Genomic DNA, 15728 nt, shown 5'->3' with positions numbered 1-15728 from the left:
GTTATGGCCTTTAACTTAAATCAGGCCATCTGCTTTCAACTTATCAAAAACATGCAACACACCGATAACCTGAATAGGTTCGCGTAAATAATCTTCATGGGAGAAGTACTTCACTTCTCCTATTTCGTTACTTGGTTGTATCGTTTCCGTAAGTGGATACAGAAAACAATCCTGTTCCATGATCAGCTCAGGGATCATACCATAGGCCGGAGCAGTAATATGGCAATAGTATGAAATCTTTTGCGGGTCAAGATCTATGTTCAATTCCTCTGAAATCTCACGACGGAGTGATTGTAAAGAATCCTCCCCCGCATCTATTTTACCACCCGGCAGGTACCAAGCTTTTTTATTATTGCTGTAGGCCAGTAATATTTTGTTATCCGCTATACTAATCAATCCGGCTGTTGGTAAACCCTTTGTAATTGTCGACATCTGTTTCCGTATATCTATCTAATTAAAGTATCTGTTGTGAAATTACTTTTTTGACGTCATTAATACAAGAAAAAAGCTAAACTCACCCATTCAAAAAACATCCCCTCAGACAGGGTTCATTAATAGAATACGGCCCTGGAAAGCGACATGCAGTTCTTCACGAATTACAACTGATAGGCAATTCCCTTTATTCGCATAAAAGGCTTCAGTATACAGTTCTTCACTAACTATCCCATGTGATAAGAACGGTTTTGGAAATAACGGCTATTTTTTTCAAGCGATTTCTTTAAGCTCCTTAAAAAAATCTGTGCATGCTCCATTGTAAAGCTTAACGGTGGCAGCAGCCTTAATGTATAAGCACCGGCATATCCAGTAAAGATCTTCTCGTCAAATAGCAGCTCCTGTCGCAGTTGTTGTATATCAGCATCAAACTCTACGCCGATCATCAACCCTTTGCCCCTCACCTCAGCCACAGCAGCGATATCCTTCAATTCACTTATTAAAAAACCACCTACCTGCGCCGCATTATCAATCAGCTTTTCATCCCGGAGAACCTCCAATACCGCTATTGCAGTGGCGCAGGCCAGATGATTGCCCCCAAAAGTCGTCCCCAATTGCCCCATGAGTGGATTGATAGCAGGAGAAATAATAGTCGCAGCCATAGGGAAACCGTTGGCTATTCCCTTCGCCACAGTAACCAGATCCCCCTTTATTCCGGCATGCTGATGCGCAAAGAACTTTCCGGTACGGCCATATCCCGATTGGATTTCATCGAGAATAAGCAAGGTGCCTGTTTTTGTACAGATCGCTCTGACTTCCTGTAGAAATTCATCTGTGGCGACCTGAATTCCACCTACTCCCTGAATCGGTTCCACAATCACTGCGCAATATGCCTCGGTTTCCAATTGTTTTCTCAAACTGGACAACTCATTGAATGGACTGAAAAAGTAATGACCATTATCATTTACAGCAGCACGGAGGCTCGTATTATCAGTCGCTGATACAGCACCGGAGGTTCTGCCATGAAAGGCATTAGATAAGGATAAGACCTTTTTTCTCCCTGTAAAAAACGAGGCTAGTTTCAAAGCATTTTCATTTGCTTCGGCACCAGAATTCGAAAAAAATACCGCATAGTCGGTGTATCCGCTCATCAGGCCCAATTGATGTGCAAGTTGATGCTGCAAGTCATTGTATATCGTATTCGAATAGAAGCCAATCTTGCCCAACTGTTGCAAGGTACTATCGACAACATGCGGATGTGTATGCCCCACAGCGACAACAGCATGTCCGCCATACATATCCAAATAGGCCTGTTGCTGATGGTCATATACGAAACAGCCAGCCGCACGTTCAATCTGGATATCCAATTTTTCAAATACAGGAAATGGTTTCATCAAATGGTCAAGATTTAGTTAAACCCAAAAATCAGATTAAATCCTTCCTTACAGGTAGTCCAGGATCAATTTAAAGCAAATAGTCCAGTTACTATCACCAGAAGTAAACAGCTCATCTCAAACCCAATACCCGAACAACAAGTGCGATCGAATCATCGCAAAGGGTTTCAATCCAAAAGAACAATTGTATCTTTGGGTGAATTACCGAATAAAATTGACCCATGCTCAGACCCTGGAATTTGACAATGGAGATAGACCGATCTTCCACAAAGGCGATTTATTTACAACTGGCAGATAGTATTGCCGCTGATATACAATCGGGCAGACTAGCTTGTGGCACAGCCTTACCGAGCAGCAGAGCCCTTGCTACACAATTGAAGCTAAACCGTAATACGGTTGTTGAAGCTATCCAACAGCTCCTAAGCGAAGGATGGGTGGTTAGTCAACAGCGGCGTGGGATTTTTGTGGCCCAGCAGCTCCCGTCTTTGCTTTCCAAAGCTGAAAGTTCCACCCAAAGCATCCCCCTATCCACTCTTCAGGCACCGTTGCGCATTATTTTCGATGATGGTAATCCTGACAGTAAGATTGCTCCGATCGACCAGCTCGGACGCGCTTATCGGCAAATTTTCAAGCGGAGTGCCCGATGGAAGATGATGGGCTACGCTGACCCAAGGGGACATATTGATTTTAGGCAAGCCATAGCCGACATGCTCAACCAGGAACGCAATATGAATATTACCCTGGACAATCTATGTATCAGCAGAGGGAGCCAAATGGCCATGTATCTTATTGCACAATGTCTACTGGAGAAGGATGACTATATTTTTGTAGAGTCTCCCGGCTATCACGCTGCCTGGAAGATATTCGAGCATACCGGAGCAAAACTTATACAAATCCCTGTTGATACAGAGGGTATCATTGTCGAAGAAATGATACCCCATCTAAAGGATAAAAAAAATAGCAAAGCTGTATACCTTACACCGCATCGACAATATCCAACAACAGCTACGTTAAGCCCCGCCCGTAGGTCGGAGCTGATTCAGTTATCCAATGCATATGGATTCACGATTATCGAGGACGATTACGATTACGAATTTCATTTCGATCACACACCATATCACCCGCTGGCCTCTGCTGCCGAATTGCAACATTCGATCTATATCGGAACATTGAGCAAAGTCGTAGCCCCTGCACTTCGTATAGGCTATCTTGTCAGCAAAAATGAACATTTATTGCAAGCTATTGCTCAACTACGTTACCTCATCGATATACAAGGCGATAATATTATGGAGCAGGCTGTTTTGGAACTTATTCAGGATGGCACCGTAAGAAGACATATCCGCAAAGCAACCAACTATTATCGAGGCAAGCGGGACTTTATGGTCAAGCAACTCGATCTCCATCTATCAGAGCATGTAAGTTACCATTGTCCCCAAGGTGGATTAGCAGTCTGGCTTGCGTTCAAACATCAGGTAGACTGGACATTGCTCTTCAAAAAGCTGAAAGAAAAATCAATTCATATTCCCCATCCCGACAACTATCATAAAGACGATAGTTACGGTGGCTTGCGTCTAGGTTATGGATCCATTTCAGAAGAGCTGATCGAAGAGGGAATCAGGAGCTTGGCGGAGCTGCTCAAACTTGCCCGGATTTCTGGATAAGTGCGCTAATACGTTAAAAATTGCTAGACCGTTTTGACCTTTTGAAAAGATCAAAAAGATTAAAATTTCGACAAATACACCACCAGCAGCATATAATTTCGCCTAATCAAGACCGATTAAAAGAATAGTATAGGACAAAAGTTAAAAACGGTTAATTTTATTCAAAAACGTAATTATTTTGTCAAAAACCTATCTTTTCACCCTTTAGTTGTACAAATTAACCGTAGTTTTACGGCGCAAAATCACAACTTGACTAATTTGTAAGATTTGGCTGTAGAAAAAGAGAGAAAAGAGTACATTATTTTATGACTGAAAGAATACCGAGCAGGCCGTATGCAGCAATAACTGGGGTTGGTGGATATATTCCACCAAACAGAAGATCCAATACCGATTTAGAGCAGTTTTGCGAGACCTCCGATGAATGGATTATCAAACGTACGGGAATTAAGGAGCGAAGGATATTGGATGAAAATCTTGCCACATCGGATATGGCCGTCAAAGCCATTCAGGATCTAGCAAAACAATATAATAAAGATTTGCGGGATGTAGATGCGCTTATCGTAGCAACATCTACACCAGATATGCCTATGCCAGCAACGGCTAATATTATTCTCGAAAAATTGGGGCTGACCAATGTATGGGCATTTGATGTCAATGCCGCTTGTTCAGGTTTCCTTTATGCGTTGGATATGGCTTCGTCGCTCGTGGAGACACAACGTTACAAAAATGTGCTTGTTGTCGGCGCAGATAACATCAGTACTTATGTCGATCTAAAAGACCGTTCTACTAATATTCTATTCGGAGATGGCGCTGGCGTAATTTGGCTTGAACCCTCAATCGAAGGTGGTGTTATGGATGCCTACCTGCGTAGCAATGGTGCTGGACGTGAATTTTTGAAGATCGAAGCCGGTGGTTCCCTCTACCCGATCGACAGCAACCTACCCGTAAATGACAACCGTTTTCTCAAACAAGATGGCAAAACAGTCTTCAAACATGCTGTTCAATCGATGAGTGATGCCTGCAATACTGTTTTACAGCGCAACAACTTAAAAATTGAAGATATCAACTGGTTAATTCCACATCAAGCCAACCAACGTATCATCGATGCGGTTGGTCGTAGTCTCAATATTCCTGAAGATAGAGCACTTAGTAATATCGAATATCTAGGTAATACCATAGCCGCGACAATCCCTTTGTGTATCTGGCAGAATATTAAAAAACTGAATACTGGAGACTTAGTGATGCTGACTGCTTTTGGGGCAGGATTCTCTTGGGGAGCGAGTCTATTTAAATGGATGATTTAAAACATCAAAACCCGATCTGTTAAAAGAATCGGAACAACATAAAGAAAGTGCCAGAAACTAACAATTTCTGGCGCTTTTTGTTTATATTTTTTTCGGCGAGATGGATTCTATCTATCACGTTAAATAACAGCTCTTCTTATTTATTTGTACCGGTAATGACAATGTTATCCAAACGTAAACCCAAACTATTGGCGCTGGCTGCTCCATAAAACTCAACCGTATTGATAGCTATGGCAGGAACATTGCCCAAAACTTCCAATGTGTAAAATTTATTTCCGTCAGTGGATCCCACTATCGGCTGATCTGTAACTCCGTATTCAACACCATTAACCTTTACTTTCATGATATTCAAATTTCCAGTATTGGTCCCAGTGATATTTGCAGCAGCATCAAATTTAATCTTCAATTTTGTATAGCCCGAAACAGCAATTCCAGCAATCATGAGTGAAGCATCTTTATTGGCTGGTAACCAGACATGTGCATTTGTTCCTTCGCCATAGGTAGAAATTGTACGTAAGTCTGCTGTACCGTAACTATCTGTAAAACTTAGGGTCTTGTTATCAAAGTTGCTGTATGTCGCTATTTTTGGCCGCGCTGTACTTGATATAGTTCCTGTACCAAAAGTTTCAGTAACAAGCACTTTATCCTCACCTGCTGGCGGATTGACTTCATCGTCCTGACCAACTGTATAAGAACCAGATGGGACATTATTCCAGTCCGTAATTGTCGCGGTCAACGCAACAGCCTGAGGTGTTGCTGTTCCATCATTTTTCAGTTCGATCGCATAGGTATATTTTTTTCCCTGCTCAAATTTTGTAGCGGTTGGCAGTGTTAATTTGAAAACACCGGTGGCCAGCCTAAAGGTCACTACTTTACCTGAGGCATCTGCAACCGGCAAAACAATCGCTTCAGAAATTAAAGCATTATTGACGGTACCGGTTTTTGCAACAATGTCACCTACCTCGGTCTGTGTTCCCAACGTGCCTGTCGCAAGATCAAAATTGGCTTTTGTATTTAAACCAGCAATAGTCGCGCTTAAACCTGTTAGATCAGTAATTCCAGCACCCGCTTTAATGGTGAACTCGATTTTAGCCAATTGGTGGACAAAGTTTAAGTTAGCGGCTGTACTTGTTTTATTTAGACCTGTAGCGTTGTTGGCATATAATAGATCTATTGCACTCTGATTACTTTGATTGTTGACATCAACTGAATAAATCGTATTTGCAAGATTCTGTCTAAAAGGATAGTAGGCAATAAAATCTACATTGCTCCCATTCTCAGGATAATATAGCGTCTGATCGGACGAAGAAGCTGCAAACTGCCCGTCTCCTGCCGTATTGTATTTTTTGTTGGCAGCGAGCACATTGCTAAGTCCATTACCGGTTTTCATAAAAACACCGATTGCATCATTTGTTTCCCAAACGTCGTTGACGGCCTTGGTTTTGATCTGCCCATTGATTGATGATGCAAATTTGATACCTGTAGCGATTTCAGTTCCGGTCCCCGTCGACCCTTCTTTTTTACACGAGCCGAACAGGACAAACAGCATAACAACTGCTGCAGATAGAATTTTTTTATTTTTCATGTCGTTATTATTTTCTTATTTATTTCCAGATGTTAGAGTCAATTGTTTCTTTTAGGTTTCCGGCCAATTGGGGAAAGAATGTAAACCCGGTCTCTTTTTCCAAATCACTTACATTGACGCGATAGCTGTTATAGTTGCTAGTCGATGGAATAATCTGGTTATTGATGCGAAATCCGATCGTGTAATAATTATTACCTTTTTTCATTGCAAGAGCCTTGTAATAATATTTAGGAATGGCTGACCCTTTTAAATAAGTGATATTTTGATCGTTTGCAGAGGTAATCGCTGCTCCGGTCACTACATAAAGCGTATCACATTGCGCGGTCCAAACCCGTACTTGCTGTTCCAGGTTGTTCCAGATTCCCTGATTCATCGATGAAATCTGGGCCGTCATATTGGAATAATAGAAGGTGGTCGCATTAAGGTCTCTACTCGCTGTGCGGTCTCCGCTGGGAATCTGATGACCACGGTCGTAGCCGTTGCCAAAGGAGCTGCTCAGATCAACCTGAAAGCTTGCTGCGATCGACGGATCAAAAGCCCATGCATCAGAACGTCCCGAACCACCGATGTATGAAGTATGCATGGGATAGGCGACCCAATACGCCATCTTATACCTCTTATCGTATAACATGGCATAGTTACGTACACCAGATTTGCCAGGGTAGGGATGTGCCACATACATGGTATTTTCGTCGGTTTTTACAAGCGGGGTTTCCATGTAACCATATCTTACCGGCGGATTGACCTCTGTCTCCTGGTCAAGGCTATAACTTCCGGATGGAACCGTATTCCAATTGGTAATCGTTGCATTTAGCGCCACCGCTGTAGCTGTACTACCCGACCCCTTAAGCTCTATTTCATAACTATATTTTTTACCCTTCTCGAATTTTGTACCCGCAGGTAGAGTCCAGGTGAATGTTTTTGTACCAATAGCAAAGACAACTTTGGTATTGGTCTCATCCGTCGTAGGGATCAAGATTGCTTCTGAAACAGCCGTACCAGCAGCAATACTCGTCTTAGTCAAAATTGTAGCTGTTGGGTTCTGAACATTGATGACACCAGCGGATAGATCAAAATCGGCTTTCGATTTTACACCAACGATACTAGTCGTCAGATTATTCAGATCTGGCACACCCGCTCCGTTCTTAATCGTAATCTGAACTTTAGCTAGCTGATGGGCGAAAATTAAATTAGCAGCTGTGGTTGTTTTGCTCAGACCAACCGCATTGGTCGAATACATCAGATCAATTGCAGCCTGATTATTTTGGTTTTCGATGTCTACAGGATAGCTATTATTGACCAGTTGTTGTTTGAATGGATAATAGGCAACAAAATCTACTGTACTCCCGTTCTCGGGATAGAAAAGTGTCTGGTCTGTGGCTGCAGCTTTAAATGCACCATCCCCTGTTGTATTGTAATTTTTGTTTGTGGAAAGTACATTTGTCAGTCCATCTCCCGTCTTCATAAAAACGCCGATCGCATCATTGGCATCCCACTTGCTTTCCGCAGCCTTGGTTTGGATATCGCCATCAATGGATGCGGAAAATTGGGCCGCAATACGATTGTCCTTAACAATTTCCGGCACAATGGTGTTATCCTTTTTACAGGCTGTGGCTAATAGAAAGAGTGCAGCAATCGATGCAACATGTAAATTTCTAATTTTCATTATTTACTTGATTATGTTAAAAATTGACTTTTATTTATGAGGGTTAATGCTAGCATTTTGGAGCAATCGCTACTGCTTTAAATTCATAAACAGTAATCAACACTCCGCTAGCAATATATTATAATGGACAGCTGTAAAATAAACCATTAGAAATATAAATAGAGTTAATACAAAAACAAGTTTATGTTAATAATATAAAGAAATACGACCTATTGATAACTTAACATTAACAATAGACTACAACATAAAAGCAAGAAGAACAAATTTTATAAAAATCAATACCTGGGGGGGGGTAAAAATAGAAAATCCGCTATTGGGATAAGCCTGAGATTACAAGAGTCTGGACGACATTATTTATCCCCTGTCGTTATTCCGTAACAAAGGAATCAAAGCCACTATCCTTCGCCCATTGCAGGGACTTATAGTAAGGATGTACCCATTTATTGCGATCATCCGGAACGTAACAGGATAGGCCTGAAAACTTTAAGATCGGTTTCCCTAAAAATGTAGGTGTATGTGCTTTATAAATGACCAGTTTAGCAACAACACGATCAATGTCTGCTGTTGCCGAAGAAGCTATATTTTGATGGGTAAAATCAAGGAAGTCAAACTCTGCCGACAGTGATTTTTCATCAAGATCCAACCGCTGTAGGCCATCTCGATAGATGGTAGCAAGTGGGTGTTGGATCAATGTTTTTTTCATTTCGCCCGCAAGCTCAGTCCAATGGCTATTATTGATGACAGCGATGGTCGCCGAGCGATATTGGCCCGATAGCTGATCATAAAATGTAAAATACGATGCTGCTGCAGACTTTACCCCGCTTTCAAGGTCTGGATTGAGCAAGTGTTTTAAAACCTGTTGATAAGGCATACTCGTAGATAGCACTTCGGTCGGAGAAGCTATGGTATATCGGGCTCTATCCCGTAGTTGATAGAGCACTTCTACACTGCCCATTGAGCAGGCGTCAAACATTAAAAAATCAAGACCAGTAGGTAAGATCGACTCCAGATCTTTCAGGTCAGTCTTACGTCCTTTATCATTATTAAAAGACATTAATTTAACCGGTGCATCAGGCAACCAGTTCGTCGCATGAGACCATAATATAAGTCCTGTAGTCCTATCAGCAACATAGCCTTGCATCGTCCCCAGAATTTCCTTCATAACAGCAGGATCTGCTGAATTATGAGGCTCATAAGATTTAATTACCCTGCTCTTTATATCAGATCCTTGATCTCCAACTATTTTATAGATTTTAGGTGTCGTTCCTGCCAATGTCGCATAGACATAGATATCAGCATCCAAGTCGCTTAGCCCCTCTTCCATTGCATTGATACTGTTGTAGGCATCTGCGACCAGATTGTTATTGGCACCCATATAAACTAAAATCGCACGATTGCCGCTTTTGACAGCCAGCTCTTCTTTATCGTTACAGCTACTGAAAAGAGCAAAAGCCAAAAGCCCATTTAAAAGGAAAAGCTTCATACAAGTTACATTCATCTAAAACCTCTCAAGATCATTTCAAACTTACATAAAAGCAATTACTATTGTGCTTTGATAACAATTTCATAACATAGGATCTGTCACGAGGGTTCTTTGATTAAATTGGTTTAGATGCATCTCTTGTAAAAGTTTATCCTAATCAACATTATAATTTATATATTAATGATGAATTATATTGGAGAAGTCTTTTTGAGAGGAACAAACATAATAGAAGGCGTATTAAAATTTCCAAAGGGTTTATTGAAATAGACATGTAATCGAGAATCTAATAAAAAAACAGGGTATTTCATCATGAGATACCCTGTTTTTCCTGCTTTAATAAGCTTTTTAGTAATTCAACGATAAGCCCACACCAAAGCCCATATCACTATCGTAATGTGTTCTGAAGGCCATATTCTTCGTGATGATATAATTCAGTCCGGCCATATATTCAAGATCTGAGTTGACCATAAAATCACCACGTATTCTTCGTGAAATCGGGATATCCTCACGCATCATCTGCAATCGGACAATACCATCATGGTACACTTCAGCCTGAAAATTCACCAGCATCGGCAGCGTATACATAAAACCCAGACTCACCGCTTTGCGGCTATCTTTTTTATTTGCCTGACCGAAGATATTCTTTTCATGTTCATCGTCGCCCATTCGGCGGTAACGGTAATCAAAACCTACAAAAGGCATAAACCACTGCATCTTTCCAAAAAAACGTCCCAAGTGTGTCTCCACCTCGTAACCATGCATGTCGTTGTAACCCAATCGCCATTCCGATCCCAGTTGCCAGCGCGCATTCTGGAACATTGCCTGACCATCATTTCCGTTGGTCGCGAAGTCATTCTGCGCCATAAAATGCGTCATATTGCTTTCATGTTGCAGCTCCTTATATGCTTTGGCTTTATCCGGCAAATAGGGATTTTTATAGTCATCTACAGCAAATACCCGGTTCATTCCGGCCATCATATGGTATAAGATATGGCAGTGAAAAAACCAATCTCCTTCTTCATTTGCCAAAAATTCTATGGTATCTGTTTCCATTGGCATGATATCGACCACATTTTTCAATGGAGCTTTTGAACCTTTGCCATTCAGTAGTCTAAAGTCAAAGCCATGCAAATGGATCGGGTGGCGCATCATGGAGTTATTGTAGATGGTAATCCGTAGTACTTCCCCTTTCTTCACCGGAATCTTATCCGTTTCTGAAAGGATTTTATTATCCATGCTCCACACATAGCGGCTCATATTTCCGGTAAGGGTAAATTTAAGATCCCGCACAGGAGCATTCTTCGGCAATTCGGTCTCATGGGGAGATTCCAGCATTGCATAATTCAATGTGACAATATCACCCAGTGCATTCGCATTGTAACGGTTTGGGTCCTCTTCCGCCTTCATCTTCCCATGATCCATACCACTATGCTTTCTGTGATCTTCTTTTTTCTTTCCATCTCCGGTAATTTCCGAATACATGACCACATTCATATCCATCTGATTCAGGCTCATATTCATGCCCATATCATTCAGATTACCATCCATCTTCATCATGTCATTCATCATCTTCATTCCCTCAAAATATTTGAGACGAGGGAGTGGTGAAATCAATTGCTTGATGCCATTACCCACAAAATAACTTGCCGATTGCGTCCGATCCTCCGTTGTCGCCATAAACTCGTAGGACGTCCCTTCATTCGGGATCGTCACGACCACATCGTAGGTCTCCGAAACAGCGATCATCAGTCTGTCCACCTCCACAGGTACCACATCATTCCCGTCGTTTGCAACTACGGTAATTTTCCCACCCGCATAGCGCAACCAAAAATAAGATGAGGCACCACCATTGGAAATCCGCAAACGTACCTTGTCTCCCGCTTTCAATTTCTTTCCATCTACTTCCTTTAGATCCGTAGAATGGGCACCATTCAACAGGATCTTGTCGTAGTACACATCACTGACATCCATGGCGAGCTGACGCTTCCATTCATTGGTAATTTTCGTCCCAAACTTGCCCTCTTTGATTGCCTCCGCGTAAGATTGGGTAGCCCCTTTTTTAATAGCCGCCCAGTCATTTCCCGTATGGAGCATCCGCTGGATATTATCTGGATTATAATTTGTCCATTCACTTATGATTAATGGAATAGTCGGTAAATCATCTATTCCTTTGCGAAAAGTCTTGTCATCCGCACGTTTGTTCAAAATAAGGCTACCATACATGCCGATCTGTTCCTGCAAGCCCGAATGCGAATGATACCAGTGAGTTCCGTGTTGAATAATCGGGAAACGATAGGTATAAGTTGAGTTCGGCTTAATCGGCTCCTGCGTTAGATGCGGTACACCATCCTCTTTGTTTGGCAAAAAGATACCATGCCAGTGCAGCGATGTACTTTCTTTCAACTCGTTGTGAACCACAATTTCCGCGGTATCCCCCTCAGTAAATGTCAACGTCGGCATAGGGATCTGTCCATTTACGGAAATAGCCCGTTTTGCTTTGCCTGCATAATTCACAATGGTGTCCCGAACATACAGTTCGTGACGCACCACCTTTTGTGCAAACACAGCAGCCTGTGTCATCAATAGTAAAACAATTATTAATATATTTCTCTTATTACTCATTTTCATGCGATTACTTAATTAAAACTCCATTACTTTTAGGTCCCACACCATACTGATAGACCAGCCGTGCGCCATGGTGTCCTGTGATAAATAGTGTCACAGACAAACTTATCAACAAAATCACGATCAAATAGTTTGTCCAGATGACTTTACTCCATCGCAATGCCACGAAGCGCACCACTGTGGTTATCCCCGCCAGCCAGAAGCTGATCCAGGCATAACGTTGGTGGATATCAAAAACGGCAAAGGCTTCATCATCCGCATCTCCCGAAATATGGGATGCTGTCTGGATTGCTGCAAAAGCCCCCATTGTTCCCAAAAGCAATAGGACAAAAGTCACTATATTTAACTCCTGCCGATATCGGCTATAGCTTACAGCCACCACCTGACTGAGCAAAGCTAAAAGCAGCAGCACTATAGGGAAATGAACCACCAAGGGGTGCAAGCTGGGAAACCCTTCAAACAATTTCTCCATCACGCTATTGAATTGTTTCTACAGTAGATCCACAGGTAGGCATTGATTTGCCCAGATAAGGATTATCAATTGCCTTTTGTTTGCTCAACCAATGCGCACCTTTACCCTCATTATACATCGGACAATGCTGGTAGTAGACCGGAGCTTCCGGTTTCACTACTTTTAACAATGCGTACATATTTTTGGATAGCGTCACAAAGTGCTCACGTTGATGTCCATTTTCATCAATCCCGGCGATATGTTCTGTATCAAAGGCCAATTTCCGTTGATACTGTTTCCAAGCAGCAGCGGTAGCGGTCTCCAGCTTGGCGACATCGATCTTCGCAACGGCAGCCTGCATCTTTTTGGCGGCCTGCTGTGCGGTCTGCCCATTATCTCTTGCCAGCGCATCTTTTAATTCAAAGTAAGCACTGTACACCTCATCAAGAGATCTATCCTTTGCGACTGCAGCATCCGTCTTTGTCTTAGCAGCAGTTTCAGTAACCACCGCTTTTGCTGTTGTATCGACTACTGCATCTGCTTTCGTTTTATCCGTAGCTGCGCTTGTCTCCTCATCTTCCTTCGCCGTATGTGCGGCATGCGTATGATTCGGCTTTGAGTTGTTGCAGGCAGCAAGTGTCATTGCTGCAACTACAATCAGTATTATTCTTTTCATTTTAAGTCTATTTATTGGTTTATATTTTCAACGTATTTCCGATAATTTTCTTCGTTTTCAAAGTAAGAAACCTCACCCTGATCACCCGTTATGGCAATCGCTGCATTGGCTTTATCAACCTCTTTCTTGGACAAGGGATCAATAGCAACACGAACAGCGGCTTCTTTAGGGATTCGTTCCTTACACATTTCACAGCAGCCATAATAAGCCTTGCCCTCATGTTTGACCAGCAGTTGTTTCTTGGCCATAAAAGCATCGTTGACCATACATACCTCTTCAGTAGGCACGAGATCTCCTTTTTTGTACTGCTTTGCAGCAGCTGTTACCTGCATCGTTGTATCTTTTTCAGGACTTTTAAGCGCTGCTTTTGAATTGCTTTGTGGATTGGTGCATGCCATCAATGTGAGGACAAACACTGCTATAATAGCAACTAGATATTTCATGGGGTCAGCTATTAGTTAAGCGTTTCAACTGTACTTCCACAAGTAATCATTTGCGATCCGTAGAATGGATTTTTAACGGCCTTTTCCTTGCTCAACCAATTTGCACCTTTCCCTTCGTTAAACATTGGACAATGTTGATAGTAGACAGGACTCCCGAAAGAACTCACTTTGGCCAGTTCATAGAGCTTCGTCGAAAGCGAGGCAAATGCAACACGTTGTTTGGTCACATCCTTGCTCTTCGCAATGGTTGTAGCATCAGTAGTCAAATTGTTCATCACCTTCATCCAGACAGTATGTTCAGCGGATGCAAGCTTATTCATATCCACAGCCTTGATCGCTTCCTGCAATGCCGCCGCCTTGGTCGCTGCCGTCTGGGCATCCGTCTTGACCAACGCATCTTTTAAAGCAAAGTATTGATCGACCACATTTGTCAATTGTGTTACTTTTCCGGTTACCGTAGCTGCTGCTGTAGCATTTTGATGAGCTGAATGATCTGTTTGCCCCGACTGATGTTGTCCACTAGGTTCTGCAGTTGTTGCAGCCTGCGATTTTGATACAGGTTTTAATGTTCTTGTGTATTGATCTGCTTTGGGCAACTTGGCATAAGCATCGTCCGGTGCCAGAAACTTCTCACTGTCAAATCCTGCCAAGGCAATACGTTTTAAAACCTCATCTTCATTTGTTTTTGAAGCATCATAGGTGATCGTCGCAATTTTAGTTTCCTGGTTCCAGTCTACTTGGGCGGTCTTTCCGGCCTTACCCTCCTGCTCGATGACAGTTTTTGCGGCAGGGGTATTTCCGAAGACTTTTACCGTTGCTGTTTTCGCATTTTTGATCTGTGCCTGTATCGTGTTATTGGTCAGTAATACTAGGATTACTAAGCCAATTATTGAAATGGATTTCATCTGTAAATATTTTTTTAAATGGCCATATGGAATATCCCGTCTATTTTCATACGTGTTTGTATTTTTCCAACATGGATATTTCATCTGTAAATTTTTATTGATGGTGTTTGTTTTCATTGGTATCAATGAACGCATTACACTCAGTTTATATTTTAATAGTATAGGATATACCCCCTAAAATTTGATTCGTATTTATGCTTTTCAAATAAGAGTACCTGGTGACGAATAAATTTTAAATAAATAATAACGAAAACTTCCTCAATAGCCAGTTATTCATCGCTAAAAGCCTTAGACCATCACTAGATCATATCATCTAATGGGTATTTTCATCTTATATATTAAGAGGGGTTTTGAACGCCGATGGCGATCCAAAAAGACGTAGCATGGGCTACCATCGATAATTAGGCTATTTTGGGAGGCTGCCAGATCGAAAAATAAGCATCCGAGCAAAACGGTTGCTTGTACAAGGTATACAATTTGAGCTGATCTGTGTCCGATGATAAAATAAGATCCACTTCATAAAAAGAGATCATCGGATTACATTGCATCGAAGTACGACATGATTTTTCGGCACAGTGTTTACCACAGTCATCTCCGTGATCATTTGAAGCTCCAGAATCCTGTTTTTTATCTTTACAGCAATCTTTCGTGTCAGTCTCCTTTACATCTTGCGCTTTGTCATTATGTTTTGGATCTTGACCTTGCTCGCTATCCTTTACATCCTGACCTTTTTCTGCACAACAGGATTTCCTCTCCTGCTTCGGCTTTTCGGGGACTGAATGGCAGGCAAAACCCAGACTTGGTGCTAAAAATAGCCCCAAAATACAGATGACCAACAAGATGTTGACTTTTGCCCACATAGGAATTCAAATTTATTTTATTTATGCTATAATACCTTATTTACAGGAAATAACCCTGTATGTAGCTATTACGGGATAAAGATCGTTACTATTTCCGAAACAGCTGTTGTAATATTTTTATTTTATTTTATAAAATTTCTGACGGGAAAATCAATCAATCAATCAATCAATCAATCAATCAATCAATCAATCAATCAATCAATCAATCAATCAATCAATCAATCAATCAATCAATCAATCAAT

13 protein-coding genes are annotated in these 15728 nt (G+C 41.7%); 2 read left to right on the top strand and 11 right to left on the bottom strand.

Annotated elements, in window-relative coordinates:
- Nucleotides 1-15: 15 nt before the first annotated feature.
- Together M2408_RS23180 and M2408_RS23175 are read right to left on the bottom strand one after the other, a co-directional pair.
- The gene (locus M2408_RS23180) at nucleotides 16-432 is read right to left on the bottom strand and encodes an NUDIX domain-containing protein (protein WP_259186972.1); all 417 of its coding nucleotides are present in this window, start codon (nucleotides 430-432) and stop codon (nucleotides 16-18) included.
- 227 nt (nucleotides 433-659) lie between these two features.
- Entirely contained in the window at nucleotides 660-1826 is a 1167-nt protein-coding gene (locus M2408_RS23175) for an aspartate aminotransferase family protein (protein WP_259186971.1), read from the bottom strand.
- 221 nt (nucleotides 1827-2047) lie between these two features.
- Between M2408_RS23175 and M2408_RS23170 the strand changes: the two genes are divergently transcribed.
- Nucleotides 2048-3487 carry a PLP-dependent aminotransferase family protein gene (locus M2408_RS23170; protein WP_259186970.1) on the top strand — a complete coding sequence of 480 codons (1440 nt, stop codon included), beginning with the start codon at nucleotides 2048-2050 and terminating at the stop codon, nucleotides 3485-3487.
- A 305-nt stretch (nucleotides 3488-3792) separates the two neighbouring features.
- A complete protein-coding gene (locus M2408_RS23165; protein ID WP_120259534.1) occupies nucleotides 3793-4791 on the top strand; it encodes a beta-ketoacyl-ACP synthase III in 999 nt (332 codons plus the stop codon).
- 136 nt (nucleotides 4792-4927) lie between these two features.
- Here the strand turns inward: M2408_RS23165 and M2408_RS23160 are convergent, their stop codons facing one another.
- From M2408_RS23160 to M2408_RS23120, 9 genes are all read right to left on the bottom strand, one after another.
- Entirely contained in the window at nucleotides 4928-6376 is a 1449-nt protein-coding gene (locus tag M2408_RS23160; RefSeq protein ID WP_259186969.1) for a fimbrillin family protein, read from the bottom strand.
- Between the two features lie 19 nt (nucleotides 6377-6395).
- Nucleotides 6396-8042, bottom strand: a complete 1647-nt coding sequence (locus M2408_RS23155) for a fimbrillin family protein (protein WP_259186968.1) — start codon at nucleotides 8040-8042, stop codon at nucleotides 6396-6398.
- A 367-nt stretch (nucleotides 8043-8409) separates the two neighbouring features.
- A complete protein-coding gene (locus M2408_RS23150; protein WP_259186967.1) occupies nucleotides 8410-9525 on the bottom strand; it encodes a clostripain-related cysteine peptidase in 1116 nt (371 codons plus the stop codon).
- A gap of 345 nt (nucleotides 9526-9870) precedes the next feature.
- Nucleotides 9871-12147, bottom strand: a complete 2277-nt coding sequence (locus M2408_RS23145) for a multicopper oxidase family protein (RefSeq protein WP_259186966.1) — start codon at nucleotides 12145-12147, stop codon at nucleotides 9871-9873.
- Nucleotides 12148-12157: 10 nt separating this feature from the next.
- Nucleotides 12158-12622: a DUF2231 domain-containing protein gene (locus M2408_RS23140; RefSeq protein WP_259186965.1), complete on the bottom strand. Its 465-nt coding sequence runs from the start codon at nucleotides 12620-12622 to the stop codon at nucleotides 12158-12160.
- 4 nt (nucleotides 12623-12626) lie between these two features.
- On the bottom strand, nucleotides 12627-13277 hold the full coding sequence (locus M2408_RS23135; protein WP_259186964.1) for a DUF3347 domain-containing protein: 651 nt from the start codon (nucleotides 13275-13277) through the stop codon (nucleotides 12627-12629).
- Nucleotides 13278-13288: 11 nt separating this feature from the next.
- The gene (locus M2408_RS23130) at nucleotides 13289-13720 is read right to left on the bottom strand and encodes a hypothetical protein (protein ID WP_259186963.1); all 432 of its coding nucleotides are present in this window, start codon (nucleotides 13718-13720) and stop codon (nucleotides 13289-13291) included.
- An 11-nt stretch (nucleotides 13721-13731) separates the two neighbouring features.
- A complete protein-coding gene (locus M2408_RS23125) occupies nucleotides 13732-14709 on the bottom strand; it encodes a DUF3347 domain-containing protein (RefSeq protein WP_259186962.1) in 978 nt (325 codons plus the stop codon).
- Between the two features lie 317 nt (nucleotides 14710-15026).
- Nucleotides 15027-15485 carry a hypothetical protein gene (locus M2408_RS23120; protein ID WP_259186961.1) on the bottom strand — a complete coding sequence of 153 codons (459 nt, stop codon included), beginning with the start codon at nucleotides 15483-15485 and terminating at the stop codon, nucleotides 15027-15029.
- Nucleotides 15486-15728: the final 243 nt, after the last annotated feature.

This window comes from Sphingobacterium sp. BIGb0165, assembly GCF_024810095.1.
GTDB lineage: Bacteria > Bacteroidota > Bacteroidia > Sphingobacteriales > Sphingobacteriaceae > Sphingobacterium > Sphingobacterium detergens.
The sequence above is the reverse complement of the archived record's forward strand: the minus strand, read 5'-3'. Positions and strand labels throughout refer to the sequence as shown.